The sequence below is a fragment of the Gracilimonas tropica DSM 19535 genome, from assembly GCF_000375425.1.
Classification (GTDB): Bacteria; Bacteroidota; Rhodothermia; order Balneolales; family Balneolaceae; genus Gracilimonas; species Gracilimonas tropica.
This window is the reverse complement of record NZ_AQXG01000011.1, coordinates 59,662-79,581: the sequence shown is the minus strand read 5'-3', so window position 1 is coordinate 79,581 and position 19,920 is coordinate 59,662. Positions and strand designations below refer to the sequence as shown.

Below are 19,920 nucleotides of genomic sequence, written 5' to 3'. Positions count from 1 at the left end.
AACATACGCAAGTCCGCCGGTGTAAAGCCGGCGGACTTTTTTTATATATGGTAAAAATGTAAACGGGTTGAGCAATAAACGTACTTTACTGTTATACTTAGCGTTGTGATGAAAACCATGAAATATTATTCGATCATACCGGCTCTTTTGGTGGCACTTTTGTCTGGCATGACAGCCGTGGCCCAGGTTCAATCGGAGGAAGAGATCTCTGCAAAATCAGCGTACATCCAGGGATTGGAAGCCTTTGAAAATGAGGAATACGAACGGGCGCGCGAACTTTTTCTTCAGGCTCGTAGAGATCTTCCTGATGCATCGGGGATTAATTATGCCCTTGCCGATACCTATTTTATGATGAATGACCTTCCCAATGCGGCTCTTTATGGGAAACAGGCAGTGGATGCTGAACCGGATAATAAATGGTACCGGCTAAAGCTGGCTGAGATCTACAGGAGTGCGGGCCGTAATACAGCTACTATCGAAGAATTGAATATCTTGCAGGATCTTTTTCCCAACGATCTCGACATCAAAGTGATGCTGGCCGATACATACCGTGATTATGGAGAATTTGTGAAATCAAACCAGGTGTTGGATGACATTCTCAGGCAGCGGGGGGTAGAACCTCAAACACTGATGATGAAATTCAGAAATTATGAATCCATGATGCTACAGGATTCTGCCATTGCCCAGCTTGAGAGAATACGAGATGTGGACCCCGGAAATCTGGAAATGCTGAACCTGCTTGGAACTTATTATGCGAGAGGAAATCAGCTTGGGCAGGCAAAAAAAGTGCTCAAAGAAGCATTGGATAGAAACCCCAGGGAGCCGGAAGCCTTGATCAAGTTGGCCGGTATCTACCTTGACCAACAGGAATGGGACAGTGCCGGAACCATGCTGACGAATTTCATTGAAGATCCTTTGATCGGTTCAGAAGCCAAGATGAATATCGCCCGGTTCATGTATGGGAAGTCGAGAGATCTGGCAGGAAATGAAGATCTTCTAAAGCAAACCCAACGCGTGATGGATGTTCTTACTGAAACCGAAGCGGGCTATGGTCCGGCATTTACTTTAGCCGGAGAATTCTATGCACAATCGGCTCAACCCAAAAAAGCATTGGAAAAGTTAGAGCAAGCCAACCGGTTACTCCCCCAGGATGAAATTGCCTGGCGGCAGAGGCTTCAAATACTCTTGCAATTGCAGGATTATGATCGCGCTGTAGAAGTCGGTAAAGAAGCGCATCAGCAAGTACCCGATGATGCATATATCCAATTTTTTGTGGGAAGTGCTTTTCTGCTTAAGGACGAAAATTCGCAAGCGGAAGAATGGCTCGAAAATGCTTCAAGAGCGCCGGCCCGTCGTCCATTCAAATCTATCATATATGGTACGCTTGGAGATGTGCGGGCTAATCTCGAAAAGCATGAAGCTTCCGATGAATCCTATGAACTGGCACTTCGTTATGATCCCGAAAATGATAATGCGATGAACAATTATGCCTATAATCTTTCGGTCCGTGAGGTGAACCTGGATCGTGCAGAGGAACTGGCCATTAAAGCAATGGAACTGGCTCCCGAAAATGCCGCTTACCTGGATACCATGGGATGGATCTATTTTAAGAAAGGAGAGTATGAAAAGGCACAGCGCTTTATCAAAGCGTCCATCGAAACCGGGGAGGCAAGCGCTGAAGTACTGGAACACATGGGAGATGTGCAGGAGAAATTAGGAAATATAGACGAAGCCCGGTCTTGGTGGAAGCAGGCTTTGGATAAAGATCCGGCTCGTACACATCTTCAGGAAAAACTTAATTAATATTGTGAATTCTATCTCTCGCTTTTCTTTATTGATGCTCTTTCTTTCGGTTGCCATTCTCTCCGCGTGCAGCACATCAAAGTCTGTGGTGGAAGGAGATTTTCGTAAAAGTGACTTGTCCAAAGCAGAGGTAGCTGCTTCGATCCCAAACTATGAGAATACCTTGAGGGGGGTATCCGGTAAAGGCCGTGCCCTGGTAAGTGAGCCGGGCAACAGCGACCGTGTTACCATCGATTTTGAAGCCGATCGAACACTAAGTCTGCTGACCATACAAAACCGAATTGGGATAGAGGGAGGTCAAATGTTAGTTGAAGCTGACTCTATTTTGATCTATGATCGGTTGGATAAAACAGCACAAAAAGTTTCGATCTACGACGGACGTATCACCAGCCTGAATGAGCTTGCTTCCATCAACATTCTGGATCTGTTGAATTTTAAAGTGGAAGCAGAACAGGTCGGCGCGATCCTGGAAAGCAATAATTCCATTCAGCTCCGTTTAAAAAATGGCGCGCAAGTGTATGTGGATCCTGAAAACAGGACGGTTCAGCGTGTAGAACAACCCATAAAGGGCAGAGCGCCCTATTCCAGGATCATCTACGAAGGATATGGGGTGTTGGAAGGATTCACTTTACCCCGCAAAATTACGATATTCAGCTCAGATGGAGATTCCAGGGTCGTGTTTTTGATTCGCAGCCTTGAGGTAAATCCCTCTAAGCTAAATCTGGAGATCGACTTGCCTGATAACATCAAAATTCAGCGGATATGAAGAACAGCTTTTTTCTAAAAACAGGTTTTATAATTATAACAGCTCTGATTTTAAGCTCCAATGTATGGGCTCAAAACCTTACCTACGAAGAGAAAAGAGAGCAACTGTTGAAAAGGCAGGAAAATACCCGGGCTGAGATAAATGTGCTGGAAGCCCGCATTAAGAATTACCAGCAACGCATTAGTCAGGCTGAAGAACGATATGACAAATCATTCGAGCAATTTCAGTCGCTGAATAACCTGATTGCCCTTCAGGATGATAAGATCCAAAACTTGCAACAGGAGCAAAAGCAGATCGAGGCTGAGATCCAGCTCACCGAAAAAGAGATCGAACTGCGCGAGGACGAGCTGGAGCACCTGATCGAGAATTATAAGGAGATCATGCTTTACGCCTACAAGAATAGCCGAACGGGAAACCTGGAACTACTGCTTACTTCCAATTCCATAAATCAAATGCTGGTGCGTGCCAATTATTTGAAACGATTTGAAGAACAGCGGGCAAAACAGGCAGAAACTATCCGGGAGAACCGAAGAGAGCTGGATCAGGTAAAAGTCAACCTTCAGGATAGTTATGAGAAGAACCGGCAGGTAATTGGTGAGATCAGAGATGAAAAAGAAGAACTGGGACAACAGCGGCAGCAGCAGGAACGTACGGTAGAACAGATTAAACAAGAAAGAAGTACATGGCTCGCAGAACTTCGTAAAACACGGGAAGAAAAGGAGAATTTAGAGAACGTACTTGATCGGTGGATCGAAGAGGAAGAGTCCGTATTGGAGGCAGATAAGATCCGTAAACAAAGGTTAGCTGAAGCCCGAAACATAGCCGATGCCCAGCGAAGAAGTGAGGAAGTGGCCAAATATTCCAAACCCATCACGCGGGCAAGTTTTGTAAGTGATGAGGTTCTGATGGCTCATGAGCAACTTTTTGGGCAGGCTAAAGGGGATTTGATCTGGCCGGTGAACAGTACTACCATCGCAAAACAATTCGGACGGGTTCGTAACCCCTTATATGGTACGGTTACCGAGCACCCCGGTATCGATATTGTAGCTGAACCACAATCGCCGGTGAAAGCTGTCTCACCCGGATATGTATTCCGGATACAACCTCTTCCGGGTTACGGTGATGTCGTGTTTATGAAGCATGGTTCGTACTACACAGCATATGGAAACCTAAGCCGGATTGATGTTGAAGTGGGGTCCGTTCTGGAGGAAGGAGAACAGCTTGGGTTGTCGGGAACCAGTCAGTCTGAACTTGGGGAAGTGGTATTCTTTTTAGTGCGAAGAGGAAATGAGAATCTGAATCCCGAAAATTGGCTTTCCTCGAGATAATAAACTTTGTTAGTCGTTTTTTAAATGAGTTGAAGATCCAATCATTCAGTTCAATTTCATCTCGCTACTTTTTGTTGTGATGTTGAGCCCTATCCTGTCTTGTGAGAAAACGGAATATTGAGTTTATGAGATTTTTAAATCCATAAAAAAACCTGACTGCAAAAATTACAGTCAGGTCTTCTTGATGAAAAGGGATTGTTAATTTTCGATACTCATCTCCGGTATTTCAAGTTCGGTATCGGGGCGTTCTTGGTTTTCACCTTTCAGATACTGATTGAACCATCGCATTGAACGCAGGCTGTAATCGTAGCGCGCGGTGGAACTTCGGTTTCCATGCCCTTCTCCAGGATAAAGCACCAGTCTGACAGGCGTATCCGTCCGGGTTTTGATATGACGATATAGCTCATAAGACTGACCGGGATCTACGCGGGTATCCTCTTTCCCATGCATAATGAGCAGTGGTGTTTTGGCATTATCCACATGATAAATAGGGCTTCGTTCTAAATATCCCTGGTAATCTTCCCAGATGCGTTTTCGGGCATGTACGTAATACAGTTCCTCGGGAATATCACTGGTTCCCCACTTGGATAGGTTGTTGCTGATTCCTACAAACATCACACCGGCAGCAAAACGATCACTGTATTTGGTGCTCATCCAGGCAGTGGCATAGCCTCCATATGAACCGCCGGTTACACCGATTTTATCTGCATCAGCTATTCCGTTTTCAATGAGGTGATCTACGCCATCTACGATGTCATCAAATTCGGCTCCCGCCAGGTCACCCTGACTGCTCATGGCAAATTCCAATCCACGCCCCGTACTTCCACGATAGTTGGGGTAGAAAACAGCGTAACCCTGGGCTGCCCCCACTTGTCCGGCATCAGAGTAACCCGTGAGCCAGCCGTTATTATAGTGTGATTCCGGTCCGCCGTGCACGATTGTGATCACCGGATACCGGGTGCCTTCTTCGTAGTTCAGTGGGTAGATCAGGATTCCTTCCACTTCCATTCCATCTCTGGCTTCGTATGTAATCACTTGCTGCCGGCCCATTTCTACCTCTTCAAGCCAGGGATTACTGTTGGTCATTCGCTCAAGTTCGAAATCTCCCTGTGATACAAATAATTCGCTGGGATGATTTGGGGAATTCCCTTCAAAAACATGAATGCCATTGGCTCCGTGGGCAAAACTGTTTAAAATAGTTCCTCCGGTTGGTATGAAAATTTCCATAGCTCCGGTTTCGGCATTTAGGCTTCCAAACTCTGACCAGGTTCCTTTACTGGCCAGGTAATGCAGAGTGTTTGGTCCCGCCCACTCAATCTGGTCAAAGCTCCCTTTAAAGTCTTCGTTGAGCAAAGTGGTGTTTCCGGTTTCTGCATCCGCAATTTTAACCCGGCCTGCGATGGGGTCGTTGATGGTGGCAGCCGCGATCAGGGCAAGTTTCTTGTTGTCAGGGCTCCATGTAATTTGTCCGAGTTTTCCTTCATGATCGACTTCTGCGACAATCTCACGGCTTTCGTGATCCACGATGAGCACTTTCTGGCTCATATAAAAATCATCAACCAGAGGGGTAGGTGCAACTGCCACTGCCAGTTTGGTTTGATCCGGACTCCACCTGATATCATATACCGTTCCTTCTACCGGAATGCGATGCGGCATATGTCCTTCCATCGCTACGTTTTGGATGTATCCCCAGGTATCAGTAAGGTTCTCTTCGTAGATCTCGGGACTGTAAGGTAATGGCGATTCTTTCTCTTTCTTGGGTTCGGATGCTCTGAATGCAATATGATTGCCATCACTGGCCCAGTCGTAGCCGGATATGTTGGTTTCAAAAGCAAACAATTTGGAGGACTCTCCGCTTTCAGGATCCGTCTCATATAAAGAACGGGTTTCATCTCCTTCTTTCTTTGCAAGATATGTTATGGAATTATAGGATGGGCGAAAGCTGATCCCGCTTACACTCATATCGGTAACCAGGGCTTTGGATTCTCCCGATTCTATATCAAGGGCATACAGGTGTGTACTTGCCGGTTCATTCTTTTCAAAGGGGTCGGCAGGGACGGAAAGGGTGTACAGTGCGGTATTTCCATCCGGTGACAGATATACATTCGTTACACTTTGAATTTTGGCTACTTGCTCAAGAGTGAGACCATTCTGGGCCAAAGCTGACGGCCCGAAAAGTAGTCCCAAACCAAGAACAAGCACCAGATAAAAGGCTGACTTTTGTCCTATAGAACGTATCATATTTTCTCCGGTTTAGTTGATTGAAGTTTTTTGGAATATAGCCATTAGGCCAATAGAACCTAAAATATCATGATGAGTAATTCGCGTGAATAAACGATGAAGATGCAGTGATATTGGTGCAATGTTTAACCTTAGAAGGGCTATTACAAGCTTTGATAAACCTTCTTTATTTTACCGTTGTAACGTTGATGTTTGCACATTATATTTAGGGGCAATTCAATCATCTACATTTAGGGAACATGAGCACATCTACCACCACTACTCAAACCGATGTTTCGGTTTGGCAGGAATTGCGTAACAATATCTTTGAAACTGAAGTATGGATGCGAACCCAAATTAAAGCATTTTTGGATGAATTCGGCATCACCCAAAAACAATTGGCCATTCTTCGAATTCTGAAAGCAGCCAATAACGAACCGATGTCCACCAAGCAGATTCAAGCTCAAATGATGGACAAAAGATCCGACACTTCCCGGTTGGTGGACCGGTTGATTGAGAAAGAACTGGTTCGTAAGCGACAGGATCCCAAAGACGGTCGGCTCGTCCAGGTTTTTATAAAATATGAAGGACTTCGCCTGCTGGCTCAGGTCGATGATCACCTGCATAAACTGGATGGGCGTTTTGCAATATTAAACGAAGAAGAAGCGTCTCAGTTAAATGAACTACTCGAAAAAGTACGTGCTTGACGGGTAAATTATATGCTTGACTATAGATCGCCGTACACCTAACATCCGTTTTCATAATAATTATCGGAGGGTATATGAAAAATGCGATCAACTGGTTTGAAATTCCCGCAACGGATATAAAACGAGCTCAAAAGTTCTACGAGCAGATCTTCGACTTAAAAATGCAGCCTTTGGATATTGGAGACGGGCTCCAAATGGCGATGTTTCCGGCAGACCAGGATGGAGTTGGCGGAACCATCATCAAAAATGATGAATGGTATAAACCCAGCCAAACCCACGGGCCTCTTATCTATTTAAATGCCAATCCTGATTTACAGATCATATTAGATCGCGTGGAAGATGCCGGCGGTACCGTCTCCATTGCCAAAAGATTGATCAGTGAAGACAATGGCTACATGGCCGTCATCACTGACACTGAAGGAAACCGTATTGCACTGCATTCCTTTGAGTGAACTGAAGTTGAATTAGCCCCAAAAAGCCCCATAATCCTGAAGGGATTTAAAAAGAAGTTTCAGTAGTCCTATCGATAAAACCCGAGATCTCTTGAGTCATAAGCTAGGCTTAAAACTCGATGTGAAAATTTATTTGTTTTACGAGCGGTGACTTAAGAGTGCCAGGTTAGTTTAATGTTGAAAATACTACCGGTAAAACTCTTTATTTTTAAGCTGAACCGAAGCCGCATAATAAGCTGCGCCTACAATGCTGGCGTTATTCAGTAAACTGGCTGCCTTAAATTTTGTTTTGATCTTGATGTATGGGAAGGTCTTGTCGGCCTTTTTGGAAAGTTGTCCGCCAAGAATAAAAAGATCGGGATGGAATAATTTCTCATAATGTTCCAGGACCAATTGCAGTCGTTTGCCCCAGGTTTTTTTGCGGATGCCCTCTTCCTTTCTGGCCCGGTTCGATGCTCGCTGCTCTACTGAAATTCCTTTGATCTCAATTTGTCCGAGTTCGGTGTTGGGAACCAGAATGCCATCAATAAAAAGAGAAGACCCAATCCCGGTTCCAACGGTAAGCACTATGACCGTCCCCCGTTGTTCCTTTCCGGCGCCAAAGGTCATTTCAGCAAGTCCGGTGGCATCCGTGTCATTGATCACGCTTACTTTACAACCGGTGATCTCAGAAAAAAGATGATCGGCATCGGCATCCACCCAGCCCTGATCCATGCGCGTAGTAGAGAGCACCACGCCCTTGCTGGTGGCCGCTGGAAAAGCGCATCCGATCGGCCCGTCCCAATCAAACTTCTTCACGACTTTATGCAATTTGGAGATCAGCTTATGGGGGCGGGTATCCTCAATTTTATCGGTAGTGCGTTTTTTGGAGACGATCTCCCCCTTTTCCGTATCTACGATGGCCCCTTTGATGCCATAACTCCCAATGTCGATTCCTAAAACTTCCACGGCTGATGTTGAGTGCTAATTCGCGCTTAACATAGTGAAATTTTTCTTTGCTGCATAGTGGGAAGTATGGGATTTGTGCTCTGTGCTTGGTTACAGATATCTTAAGACTCGCTCAGTAGCTCCGCTGCGGAATGCCCAATTGAGGCCTGCCTGCCGACAAAGTCAGGCTCAGCCTCAAAATAAGTTTTGTCAGCTATTTTCAACTTCCCGGAATCCGAAGTTTCTTTATACATTACAAACCAGTGGTTTGTAATGAGAATAAAAGAGAATTATTTATACATAATAGAAAAAGATTACGGCCCCACTTGCCTGCGTATGGTGGCCAAGCACCACGGTAAAAAATATTCCTTAGAAAAGCTGAGGAAAAGTTCGGGAATTAACCGAGAGGGCGTTTCGCTATTAGGAATTAGTGAAGCGGCAGAAAATATTGGCTTCCGTACGGTAGGGGCAAAACTGAGCTGGGAGCAATTAAAGGAGCAAGCTTCACTTCCTGTATTGTCTTTTGGGACAGGTTCATTTTGTGGTGGTATATAAAACTAAAAGCGATAGAGTTTGGCCTGTATCCATACTTGTTTGAATACTGTGACCAAACTACATAGCCGAAAATTATTCAGGGATAATTTCAGGGATAATTTCAGGGAAAAATTCACAAGAAAATTCAGGGAAAACTTCAGGGGAAATTTCCAGCGTAGGAAAAATAAATTGGTTTTATTGAGGGAGCTTGTTCAACAAAGAGCGGTATTGAAAAACCGGGGTCAAAAACCTGTACCCGATTTGGTAAAAGCTGGATGAAACGGGTTTAATTTCAAATAAATGAGAAAATAATATGGAAGCATTACAATTACTTAGTAGAAGTGAAATGAAAAACATAAAGGCAGGTGATGGTTGCCGAGTGGCATGGAGAAATGCAGATGGATCATTTGCTGGTTATTCAGCTTGTAGTACTCAATCTGTTGATAGTATTCAATCAGCCTATTTCAGTTCATATGAAAATGATGAAGGCCAATATGTTTCAGGCTATTGTTGTTCAAGTTGTGGAACAGGTCAGTTTTCTAATACAACTGCATGCTGACAAGTAATAACCAAAAATCTTGCTGCTATAAATAAGCAGCAAGATTTAAATTGTTCAAAATGAATTTTAATTACTTATTGCTAATAATATGCATAATATGCTCTTGTGATAAAGAAGTTTTGGAAAAAACTAATAATAAAAACATCGAGCATAGGGATATTGAAAACCTAACAACTATAAAGTTAAATAGGAATCATGTTGATTCGGTATACTTGTTTCGGGAAAGAACATTTGAGAGCAATGATGAGGTATTTATAAAGGGCTATATAAATACTTTTATTGTAGATGATGAAGAGAGGATTTTTATTTCAGCATCAATTCCAGGAACGGTAGGTGTCTATGTTTTTGATTCAGAGGGTAAATTTATAACCCGAATTGCTAATGAGGGAAGAGGTCCGGGAGAGTATGAGGGTATTTCATCAATGGACATATGGGGTAATAACCTAATTCTTTTTGATCCAAGGCTACAGAAAATTGGAGTTTTTTCATTGGATGATTTTTCACACGTAAAAGATATTTCTATTGACCACAGTTTACTACAGGAAAGCAATCAAATTCCTGTTAATAGTAAAGCCAATAGAGTATTGGCTAAAAGGAACGGAGATTTGCTAATTGGTTACAGATCTTTGCCCGGCGAAGGACTGAAACATGAACCTAAAGAGACTTACTTTCGCCTTTCTAATGATGGAGTGATTCAACCTGACCCAGTTTTACAGCTAAAAAGCTTTTCCTATTACTATCCGGACGGGCCATTGAATTTACCATTCACGATGCCTTTCACAAGGAGTTCACTATTAGCCTTATGTACAGATGGACGGTACTTTACCACTTGGACGGGTAAACCTGAAATAAAGATACTCAATAGAGATAGTGATTATGAATCAACTATTCATTTTGAGTTAAAAGATGTTCCTGTGGATATGGATGATTTTGAACTATATCCTAATGAAGAACGAACCTTAAGCAAATATGAGTTACCCGAAACCTGGCAAAAGTTCCATACCATTGAATTTGATGATAAAGGTCAACTGTGGGTCTCAATGATTACAAATAATGATAGTACGTTTAAATGGGCAGTCTTAAATAAGGATAATGAGCTGATAGCTGAATTCAAGGAAAAGGGAAGTCAAAAATCATATTCAGTGATTTCAAAACCAAACAGAATTATAAGGGGAGGCTATTTTTATAGTCATGAATTTAATATGGATAAAGGGATAGACCGGATTGTAAAATACAAGATTGAATTTGTTAAGCGCTAAATGAAGCCCTTCAAGCTCTACCGACAGCATGATCAAATGGATTGCGGCCCTACTTGCTTACGTATGGTAGCCAAACACCACGGTAGAAAATATTCTTTAGAAAAGCTGAGGAAAAGTTCAGGGGAAACTTCCATCCTATGAAGGAGGGGTAAGTGGCTATTGGGCTACTTGTGGGTCCTGATCAAATACTAATGTGACCAAAAAACTTGAGTGCATGTTGAGTTAACATTTAATCTCATCATGTACTTTTATACTTAAATCATGAAGATTTTTCTAAGTGCCTTAACACTCGTTTTAGTCGGTTGTTCCGTTCAGGATCAAAATAGATCGGTTCAAGAATTCAAAGATTTGAATAACGTAACAGTTTATTCTAAAAAAACCTCTGAGGATACGTTATTTTTGAAGCCCAACGGAAAATTTGGGGATACAGAACAGCTATTTTTCTCTTCTATGGGCGAGTTTGCCGTAGATGATTCCGGCCGGGTATATATTGCTGATGCCGGATGGGGTTCCCGTTCTCTTCATGTCTACAATCCTGATGGATCGTATCTTAAAAAGATAGCTGGAGAAGGAAAAGGCCCTGCTGAGTTCTTAAGTCTAAGTAATTTACAAGTTCATGCAGGGCAGCTTTTATTTTATGACAGTCAGTTGCAACGCATCATGTTGTATTCAACAGCTACTTTAAAGCAGGAAAAAACAGTGCTGACAGATTCTCAAAAATGGAAAGATATTTTGGAGCTATCCGATAAGCGTCCCCATGAATTTTACTTGAGTTCACCTAATGAGATCATCGCTGCTTTCCAGGAATCACCCCAAATAAATAATTCTGGAAGAAGAATGAAAAAGTATTACAGGTTGAATTCAGAATTAGAAATTGTTTCTGACCAATTGGCTGAACTCAAAGCTAAAAAATTTGTCCATTCTAATTCTGAAGATAAAGTTGGGAATATGCAGGTTCGGTTTATGAAGTACTTCCCTTTTTTCGAACGGCATTTCTTTGTTCCTTCTAAGGAAGATCACTTTTATATAGTGGACAGCCGGGATTTTCTGGTTAAGAAATTAGATTATGATGGGGACTACCTGAGTGCATTCTTTTATCCATACGAATTACAAGAAGTTCGTCGGAAAGATGCTTTACACTCTGCAAATGAAATGGTAGAAAACATCGCTCAAAATGTAGATCTGCCTGAAAAATGGCCGGCCATTAATAGCATTTTGCTGGATGATGAAAACAGGTTTTGGATCTCTACTTTTACTGGAGATAATGAATTTTTCAAATGGTGGGTTTTGGAAGAATCAGGCGAGCTAATAGCCACTTTTAGATGGCCAGGAGATAAATACAGCGATCCGGCGAGTTTGGAGAATCATGTAGTAGTAAAAGGCGGTTATTTTTATCAGCGGGAGAAAAATGAAGATACAGGCCAATGGAATATTGTTAGGTATAGCATTGAATTCACAGCACGATAAAATTTTTGTTGGGCATAAGTTCTTGGAGCTTTTTTTCTCGTATGCAGCGAAATGCCCTATTGAATCTTTTCTGAAGACAAAGGGAGGCTTCACTCATGTCAAAGAATAACTACTTGCTCCAACATAATCGTCGGACCTCTTCTTTCGGGATTTATTTTCTTTGTCCTTTAAGATTTCAAATTATGCTCAACCAATTATTCTTTTCAGTGGTCGGACGAATTCTTGCCTGATGTCAGCCTGAAGTAAAAAACTGGAGCTTTGGTTCTTGAGGTTTTCCAATTTTTCGGACCAATAAAAAAGCGCAACCCCAAAAGAGTCGCGCTTTTAATATTGTCAAATAAAAAGGAATCAATCACTCAGCAAAATCCGGTAACAATTCCAAAAACTTGGCCGAAGTTTTAATCCCGCGATGAAAATCCTTCACCGAAAAATTCTCGTTGGGTGAGTGAATGGCGTTGCTGGTCAGGCCAAAACCCATAAGAATGGATTCAACGCCCAACACACGTTTAAAATCGGCCACGATTGGGATGGAGCCGCCTTCGCGTGAAAACAACACTTCCTTGTTATAAATCTCTTCAAAAGCTTTGGCTCCGGCTTTTAGTCCGTAGAAATCCAGATCGGTTACGGCCGGGTGACCACCATGATGTTCGGTGACCTTGATCTTCACTGTATCAGGAGCAAGCGATTCTACGTGCTTTTTGAAAAGCTGTGCAATTTCTTTGGGATCCTGGTCCGGCACCAGGCGCATGCTCACTTTGGCATTGGCTTTGGATGGAAGCACCGTCTTAGCTCCTTCGCCCTGGTAGCCGCCCCAAATTCCGTTGACATCTAAGGTTGGGCGAGCGGATGCGCGCTCCAATGTGGTATATCCTTTTTCACCGTGTAATGCTTTGATGTCGAGTGATTTCTTGTATTCGTCTTCATCAAAAGGGAGTTGGGCAAAAGCTTCGCGGTCGGCTTCGGTGAGTTCAACCACGCTGTCATAAAAGCCGGGAATCTGGATCACACCGTCTTCATCTTTCAGCTTGGCGATAATTTCACACAAAACATTTACGGGATTTTCAACCGCTCCGCCATACACGCCGGAATGCAGGTCACGGTTCGGGCCAACTACTTCAATTTCCATATACGCCAATCCGCGAAGTCCATAGGTGATGGAGGGCTGATCTTCCCCAAACATAGCCGTATCTGAAATGAGTACCATATCGCATTCCAGCAGATCTTTATGTCCTTCCAGAAACGGAACCAGATTTGGAGAGCCGATTTCTTCTTCACCTTCCAGAATGAATTTCACATTTACAGGGATTTCCTGACCGGTTTTCTTGTAGGATTCAACGGCTTTTATATGGGTAAATGCCTGCCCCTTGTCATCGCTGGCGCCCCGGGCATAGATCAACCCATCTTTTACCGTAGGTTCAAAAGGGGGCGTTTCCCAGAGATCATCAGGATCGGAAGGCTGTACATCATAGTGGCCATAAATGAGCACCGTCGGCTTATCATCATGTGGACAGTGTTCAGCGTACACAATGGGATTTCCCGGAGTTTCAAAAACTTCAACGTTTTCCAGTTCCAGCTCTTTTAACTGATTAGCTAAAAATTGAGATGCTTTTTTAATCTCATCTTTCTTTGAAGAATCGGTGCTGATGCTGGGTATCCGGAGCAGTTCAAACAGTTCGTTTAAAAATTTGTCTTTATTCCGGTCGATGTATTCCTGAGAGGTGCTCATAATTTCATTGAATATTTAATTTTCTGATTCCATAACCTTTGATGGAAAATAAACAGTCTGTTTCAAAACTTCTGAGTTGAATCGTAACTATAAGGTTTTTATTCCATCCTGAAGGATCCACCCAAATTGTCCGTTTCCAAGCCGCACATACAGCCAATCTTGTGATTCGCTGCTTTTCCAGTTATCAACGGTTAGGTCGTAGCCTTCGTAGGCGATGCTTACTAACGGAGAATTCAGGTCTGCGGTTTCATAAACCCGGCGTGAATTTTCGATCAAAACGGCTTCATCGTAACGCTGATCAACGTAATCTGCATAAAATGCCAAGCCGGCCAGCAGGCTGCCTGCAACAATTAGCGAGATAATGTACGTGGAAAATGTGCTGAACGTAAAAGACCCAAACCAGCATGCATACAACAAAACCAATCCACACAGGGTGATCAAAAATCCTAAAATAAGTAAGCCTGATGCTCCGGGAACATGGTTGATCCAGTCAATGGCTTTATCCCAGGGTAATTTCGGCAGCATTGCGGATTGACGGCTAAATTGACTGTTTACATATTCAAGAGCTTGTTCGGCTTGCGAGGTTGTGGTTTCAAAATCCCGCGCTTTCAGAAAATAAAACTTGGCCAGGCCCATAGAATCAAGCTGAACCGCGGTGATGCCCATATTCAGGAATAGTCCGCCGGATACGTTTCCGGATTCATAGATATCTCGGTAAAGATTCATGGCCTCATTCAATTGTCCATTTTCCATCAAGGTGTTGGCTTCATCAAATAAAGCCTGCGGAGATTGCCTCGCCTCCACAGTTCCTAGGGTGAATGTCATCAAAAAAAACAGAAGCAGTGTCCGGTTCATACCTGTTTTTCTAATTCTTTGATCAATTGTTTGGTTTTTTCAAGGTCGGTTTGAAGCGATTCCTGATTTACATTCGGAGCGTACGCAATGGTCTCACATTTGGTGAGTAGCTGCTTTAATGAAGCAGTGGTTTCAGCATTTCCAAGGGTTTCCACCTGCTCAATGATGTCCGAATGAGAAAGTCCTGCCGGCGGTAAGTTTAACTTATCGGTTATAAACTGAATGAGTGCTTTCTCGATCAAATGATATCCTTGTTTTATATCAGCTGACTTATTAAGCTCTGATAAGGTTTTTTCAGCTTTTTTGGATGCAGTCCTGGACCGCGCAAAAGCTGTGTCGGTACGCATGCGGTCGCTATATTTTTTGTATCCATATGCTCCGGCTGTAATGAATAACGGCAGCATCAACATAAGCCACACCCACCCTTTTTGATACAAGGGTCTGGAGGTTGTATTCGACCATTGCGCTAAACCTGAAATCGGTTCAATTTCCAGTTTGAGATCACGGACTTCTGCGACGGACGAGTTGGGGTCTCGCTCTGCCGTAATTTTTATAGCCGGTACCTCTTCTATGACATAAGAATCGGTCGATGGGTCAAAATAGGCAAGCTTTGCAGCGGGGATGGTAAAGGTTCCTTCGTTTCTTGCAATAAGTACATCAGTAAAAACTTTGGTGCCCGAAACCTCCCGGTTTTGCCGGTTGATGGTAGAATTTTGCTGGGGATTATACTTTTCAAGCGCTTCAGGAAATTCGTATTCGGGTTTATTGATGAGGGGAATATTCCCGGTTCCGGAGATTTTGGTAGTAATTTCGATGCTTTCACCCACCATGGCCTTTTTGGGAGAGACTTCTCTGGTAATTTTAAAGTCACCTACGGCGCCAATAAATGCAGCATTTTTTAAAGCAGGCAGAGGTTGGGCATTTATGGTGACAGGAATGGATTGTACCTTTTGGCGTTCCTGTCCGAAGCCAAATCCAAAAGGGTCTGAGCGCCGCTGTTGACGTACCGATAACGTCAATTCAAACGGGCTTAAGGTCAGTTCACCTGATTTGGTTGGGAATAAAGCATATTGTATCAGCCGTGCTTTTTGATAGCGAATGCCATTCACCAGGGTAGAGGTGGCCTGGGCACGTTGCGGATATTGAAGCTCCTCTTTCCAGAACCCTTCAGCTTTCCAGCCGGGTGTAGGTTGATAGGATGAGATCTCAATACCATTCTTAAAGTAAAGTACAACATCTACGATCACCTGTTCGCCGACAACGGGAGACTCGGTAGCAGGTTCGAGCCGCACATAAATGTCGGGAGCGCGTTGTGCTTCCTCTTCATCTATGGTGGCAGGATCCAATACGGTAAAGTTTAAGGTATTGGACTGATATTTTTCACCGTCTATCTCAACCTCAAAAGGGGGGATGGTATAAGAGCCGGGGTCTTGCGCAATAAATAGATACCCAAAAGTGTAGGTTATGGTTGGAGTATTGTTTTTCAATACATAATTGGTGCCCCTGGAAGTACTGCCCCTGAGCCAGCGAAGGCCGTCAATTTCGGGAGGCTGGGGTTGGTTTATGGAACCGATAGAAGTTCCGCTGATTGCGAGCTTTACGGAAACCTGTTCACCTGAATACACATTGGTTTCGGACATAGATAGGTCTACCTGCAGGCTTTGTGTAAAACCCGTAAAAGGCAACATCAGAAAAATAAATATCAGTAGAAGAAATTGGGACTGATTACCAATCTTTTTCATGTTTGGCGCTTCCGTCTGTCTTTTTCTTTTTGAATTCTTTTAAGAGTTCTTTCTCTTTTTGGGCAAGAGCCTGTAATATTTTTTCAGCTTCTTCCTTGCTCATTTGCTGCATGTCCATGTTCTCAGGATTCATTTCTTCAGCATTTTTCTCATCCTGATCTTGTTTTCCCTGCTGTTGATCTTTTTCTTGTTGATCCGGCTCTTCTTGCTTATCCTGTTGGTCTTGCTGTTGCTGCTCTTGTTGATCCTGCTGCTGTTGGTTTTGCTGATCTTGCTGCTGCTGATTCTGTTGCTGTTGTTGCTGACGCTGTTGCTCTTCTTTCAGCTTTTCCATGAGTGCATTCAGCTTGGGATTGTTGGGAAATTGCTGCAGGCCCGCTTGCACCTGCTGAATCGCTTGCTGCAGATCGGCATTGATGAATGCCTGAGCCCCACTATGGAAATACGTATCCGCCGACTGACCATTTGCAGCAAGACTGATTCCGCAAAAAATCAGTATAAAAAAGAAGTTCTTCATGATGTTAACTGTTGGTGTCAATTTCTGCTACATTTTTAGTCCGTTCTATGAAGTCATTGAAAGCGCGAACCGTTTCATCTGCTTTTAAGGCTTGTTGCATCAGGTTATAAGCCTCGGTGTACTTGCGTTGTTCCACTAATTTTTCGGCCCGTTTCTTCATCGCGATGGCATATTCACTGGGCTCCGGTGGTGGTTGATCCTGTTGATTTTGATCCTGCCCTTCCTGATTCTCCTCATTTTTGTCAATTTCTGCCAATGCACGCTCGTAATTATGTTTGGCATCCGATTCTGAAGGATTGAGTTTAAGGGCATTCTTGAAATGAGAGGCAGCCGGTTTCCACTTTTTACCTTCCGCCAAAAGAGTACCGATATTATATTCCGCCATGGCCTTTTCTTCGGGAGATTCAACCATAGCACGAAATTCCATGAATGATTGAATGGCTTCTTCAACTTTTCCCTGCTTGGCTTGTGCATTTCCAAGATTGAAGTAAAGCCGGGCGTTTTCAGGTTCCTGTTCAATAGCTGCAAGAAAAAGTTCTTCCGCCTTTTCATAATTGCCGTTTTCATAGGCCTCATTTGCTTTTCGGCCATCATTGGCTGCAGAAGCCGTGAGCAGAAGGAAAAGAACGATATATGTGCTTAATCGTAGCAAGGGCCTATCAATCGAGGTTTTCTGCCAGTGCGATGGTTTCATCATCCATTAGCATGTTCGTAAATACGTTGTTGACGTCGTCGTTTTCTTCGAATTTCTCCATCATTTTCAGGTTCTTGATGGCCGTTTCTTCGTCCACTTTTGTTTCGGTGGCTGCTTCCCATATCAGGGTTGCAGACTCGATCTCACGGCCGTTTTCTTCCAGGCGACTGCGGACATCAAAAAGTTCTTCGCGGGCTGTATATACCACAAACATTTCCTCATCGGTGTCAACATCAATTGCTCCGGCATCAATGGCTTCAAGCATAAACTCTTCCTGATCCAGTCCTTCGGAAGGAACCTGGATCATACCCTTTTGCTCAAACATGTAACCAACGGAGCCATTGGTGCCCATATTACCTCCGTGTTTAGAAAAAATATGGCGAATCTCACTCACCGTGCGGTTGTTATTGTCGGTGGTCACTTCAATAAAATAAGCGATTCCACCGGGACCATATCCTTCAAAAGTAGCCTCTTCATAACTGGCGCCATCCGTGTCTTCTCCGGTTCCTCTCTTGATGGCTCTTTCGATATTATCTTTTGGGACATTGTCAGACTTGGCATTATCAATAGCCAATGATAAGCGTGGGTTGCCATCCGGATCACCGCCGCCTTCACGGGCAGCTACCGTGATCTCCTTGATATGTTTGGTAAAAATCTTGGAGCGTTTTTTGTCTTCTTTAGCTTTCTTGTGGCGAATGTTCGCCCATTTCGAATGTCCGGCCATAGATGTAGATATAAATTTTATGAATTTACAGCTTTCTAATATACAAAATAGAATACTGCAATTAGAACTGATGAAATGGTTTTTTACGCCTTTGGGCAAACAAATTGATGGACCGTTATAAGTTGGAAACCAATCTGTTAAAAGCTGTGTTTAAGTGCTGATAACCAAAATAGAATGTGTATTTTTAAAGTTCAGATAGACCACATTATTTAAGCCTGAAAATAGATAGAATGAATATAGGAATTGTTTGTTACCCTACCTTTGGAGGAAGCGGTGTCGTTGCCACCGAACTAGCCAAAACATTAGCTAAAAAAGGGCATAACATCCACATGCTGAGTTATGCACGTCCGGCGAGGCTTGACACCCTTGAAACCGGAATTACCTATCACGAAGTTGCGATCAATTCCTATCCACTATTCGATTACCCTCCCTATGCTTTGGCTTTGGCTTCCCAAATGGTAAACCTGATCGAATACGAAAACCTGGATCTGTTGCATGTCCATTATGCACTCCCTCATGCAACGAGTGCGTATCTGGCTAAGCAGATCATGTCTGAACGGGGAATTCAGGTACCTGTGGTAACTACACTGCACGGAACGGATATCACGCTTGTTGGCCGCGATCCCAGTTATAAGCATGTGGTAGAATTTTCGATCGACAAAAGTGATGGTGTTACCGCAGTTTCGGAATATTTGAAGAAAGAGACTTACGAGCATTTTGATATTGAGCAGGATATCCGGGTGATTCCCAATTTTATTGACCTGGATCGTTTCAAAAAGTCTAACAAAAGCCATTTTAAAAAAGCGATTTGTCCCAATGATGAGAAAGTAGTGGTCCATGTTTCAAACTTCCGAAAAGTAAAGCGGGTGCCGGAAGTTGTGACCGTTTTTTCTAAGATCCTTGAGGCCGGAATTGCTTCAAAATTATTGTTGGTTGGAGATGGCCCGGATCGCCAAAAAGCCGAACAGCAATGTCGGGATCTCGGTATTTGTGATCATGTCCGGTTCCTCGGAAAATTAGACCAGGTGGAAGAGGTACTTTCAATCGCGGATCTGTTTTTGATCCCTTCCGGTTCAGAAACCTTTGGATTGGCTGCCCTGGAAGCCATGAGCTGTAGTGTTCCTGTGATCAGTTCTAACATTGGCGGACTCCCGGAAGTGAATGTGCACGGAGAAACCGGGTATTTATGTAATCTCGACGACGTTGACTGCATGGCCGATTATGGGGTGAAGATCCTGAGCGATCCCAAACTACATAAGAAGATGGCAGCCAATGCCAGAAAACAAGCGGAGCGCTTTAATCAGGATAAGGTCGTTAAGCAGTACGAAGCATTCTATGAAGAAGTGAGAAAAAGGCTAAAAGCAAAATCAGAAAAAGCTTCAGTTTCATAAACTTAATAGCCCTGAAAGGGAGTCATTCTGTTTGTTTAATTGAAGATGCGGCCATTTCAGGTATCGGTATTCTCAGTATCAGCAGTTCAACCGAGCTGAAAGATGGAAAAACAGTACATCGTCCAACGAATGAAGTAACTCAGATATACATCAGGTATGGGGATTTTATTATATGTGATTCACTGTAAAGCCACCAAGTTCGTCCGATGATTGGATATGGGTAAGGACGTTTTTAGTGCTCACCCACAA

At 43.4% G+C, this 19,920-nt stretch carries 18 protein-coding genes and 1 pseudogene; 11 read left to right on the top strand and 8 right to left on the bottom strand.

What is annotated here, in order from left to right:
* Positions 1–108 precede the first annotated feature (108 nt).
* The 3 genes from B151_RS0114480 to B151_RS0114470 are packed head-to-tail and all read left to right on the top strand — an operon-like array spanning position 109 to position 3,897.
* On the top strand, positions 109–1,803 hold the full coding sequence (locus B151_RS0114480) for a tetratricopeptide repeat protein (protein WP_020404371.1): 1,695 nt from the start codon (positions 109–111) through the stop codon (positions 1,801–1,803).
* A gap of 4 nt (positions 1,804–1,807) precedes the next feature.
* On the top strand, positions 1,808–2,569 hold the full coding sequence (locus B151_RS0114475; protein ID WP_020404370.1) for a DUF4292 domain-containing protein: 762 nt from the start codon (positions 1,808–1,810) through the stop codon (positions 2,567–2,569).
* A complete protein-coding gene (locus B151_RS0114470; RefSeq protein WP_020404369.1) occupies positions 2,566–3,897 on the top strand; it encodes a murein hydrolase activator EnvC family protein in 1,332 nt (443 codons plus the stop codon). The genes B151_RS0114475 and B151_RS0114470 overlap by 4 nt, the downstream gene beginning before the upstream one ends.
* A gap of 198 nt (positions 3,898–4,095) precedes the next feature.
* Here the strand turns inward: B151_RS0114470 and B151_RS0114465 are convergent, their stop codons facing one another.
* Positions 4,096–6,138, bottom strand: a complete 2,043-nt coding sequence (locus tag B151_RS0114465; RefSeq protein ID WP_020404368.1) for a S9 family peptidase — start codon at positions 6,136–6,138, stop codon at positions 4,096–4,098.
* Positions 6,139–6,377: 239 nt separating this feature from the next.
* Between B151_RS0114465 and B151_RS0114460 the strand changes: the two genes are divergently transcribed.
* Together B151_RS0114460 and B151_RS0114455 are read left to right on the top strand one after the other, a co-directional pair.
* Positions 6,378–6,824 (top strand): MarR family winged helix-turn-helix transcriptional regulator, encoded by a 447-nt coding sequence (locus B151_RS0114460; protein WP_020404367.1) that lies wholly within the window; start codon positions 6,378–6,380, stop codon positions 6,822–6,824.
* A 74-nt stretch (positions 6,825–6,898) separates the two neighbouring features.
* Positions 6,899–7,276 (top strand): VOC family protein, encoded by a 378-nt coding sequence (locus tag B151_RS0114455; protein ID WP_020404366.1) that lies wholly within the window; start codon positions 6,899–6,901, stop codon positions 7,274–7,276.
* Between the two features lie 186 nt (positions 7,277–7,462).
* Here B151_RS0114455 and ppgK read toward each other — a convergent pair whose 3' ends face one another.
* Positions 7,463–8,224, bottom strand: coding sequence for a polyphosphate--glucose phosphotransferase (gene ppgK, locus B151_RS0114450; RefSeq protein WP_020404365.1), 762 nt, complete (start codon positions 8,222–8,224; stop codon positions 7,463–7,465).
* Between the two features lie 252 nt (positions 8,225–8,476).
* Between ppgK and B151_RS0114440 the strand changes: the two genes are divergently transcribed.
* The 5 genes and pseudogenes from B151_RS0114440 to B151_RS0114425 all read left to right on the top strand — a co-directional run bounded on the left by B151_RS0114440 (position 8,477) and on the right by B151_RS0114425 (position 12,022).
* Positions 8,477–8,758 (top strand): cysteine peptidase family C39 domain-containing protein, encoded by a 282-nt coding sequence (locus B151_RS0114440; protein WP_026166687.1) that lies wholly within the window; start codon positions 8,477–8,479, stop codon positions 8,756–8,758.
* A gap of 292 nt (positions 8,759–9,050) precedes the next feature.
* Complete coding sequence (locus B151_RS0114435) at positions 9,051–9,296, top strand: hypothetical protein (protein ID WP_157471039.1); 246 nt, start codon at positions 9,051–9,053, stop codon at positions 9,294–9,296.
* 59 nt (positions 9,297–9,355) lie between these two features.
* Positions 9,356–10,555, top strand: a complete 1,200-nt coding sequence (locus tag B151_RS0114430; RefSeq protein WP_071594712.1) for a 6-bladed beta-propeller — start codon at positions 9,356–9,358, stop codon at positions 10,553–10,555.
* Positions 10,556–10,675: pseudogene (locus tag B151_RS20460) on the top strand (cysteine peptidase family C39 domain-containing protein); the annotation flags it as partial.
* A 141-nt stretch (positions 10,676–10,816) separates the two neighbouring features.
* Positions 10,817–12,022: a 6-bladed beta-propeller gene (locus tag B151_RS0114425; protein WP_020404361.1), complete on the top strand. Its 1,206-nt coding sequence runs from the start codon at positions 10,817–10,819 to the stop codon at positions 12,020–12,022.
* A gap of 352 nt (positions 12,023–12,374) precedes the next feature.
* Here B151_RS0114425 and B151_RS18900 read toward each other — a convergent pair whose 3' ends face one another.
* From B151_RS18900 to B151_RS0114395, 6 genes are all read right to left on the bottom strand, one after another.
* Entirely contained in the window at positions 12,375–13,748 is a 1,374-nt protein-coding gene (locus B151_RS18900) for a dipeptidase (protein WP_020404360.1), read from the bottom strand.
* 87 nt (positions 13,749–13,835) lie between these two features.
* Entirely contained in the window at positions 13,836–14,573 is a 738-nt protein-coding gene (locus tag B151_RS0114415; RefSeq protein WP_157471037.1) for an SH3 domain-containing protein, read from the bottom strand.
* Between the two features lie 26 nt (positions 14,574–14,599).
* Positions 14,600–16,345 carry a BatD family protein gene (locus B151_RS0114410; protein ID WP_020404358.1) on the bottom strand — a complete coding sequence of 582 codons (1,746 nt, stop codon included), beginning with the start codon at positions 16,343–16,345 and terminating at the stop codon, positions 14,600–14,602.
* Entirely contained in the window at positions 16,329–16,862 is a 534-nt protein-coding gene (locus B151_RS0114405; RefSeq protein WP_020404357.1) for a hypothetical protein, read from the bottom strand. Before B151_RS0114405 ends, B151_RS0114410 begins: the two co-directional genes overlap by 17 nt.
* A 4-nt stretch (positions 16,863–16,866) precedes the next feature.
* Entirely contained in the window at positions 16,867–17,514 is a 648-nt protein-coding gene (locus tag B151_RS0114400) for a tetratricopeptide repeat protein (RefSeq protein WP_020404356.1), read from the bottom strand.
* Positions 17,515–17,521: 7 nt separating this feature from the next.
* Positions 17,522–18,280 (bottom strand): YebC/PmpR family DNA-binding transcriptional regulator, encoded by a 759-nt coding sequence (locus B151_RS0114395; protein WP_020404355.1) that lies wholly within the window; start codon positions 18,278–18,280, stop codon positions 17,522–17,524.
* Positions 18,281–18,510: 230 nt separating this feature from the next.
* Here B151_RS0114395 and bshA point away from each other — a divergent pair, with 230 nt between their 5' ends.
* Complete coding sequence (gene bshA / locus B151_RS0114390; protein ID WP_020404354.1) at positions 18,511–19,671, top strand: N-acetyl-alpha-D-glucosaminyl L-malate synthase BshA; 1,161 nt, start codon at positions 18,511–18,513, stop codon at positions 19,669–19,671.
* Positions 19,672–19,920: the final 249 nt, after the last annotated feature.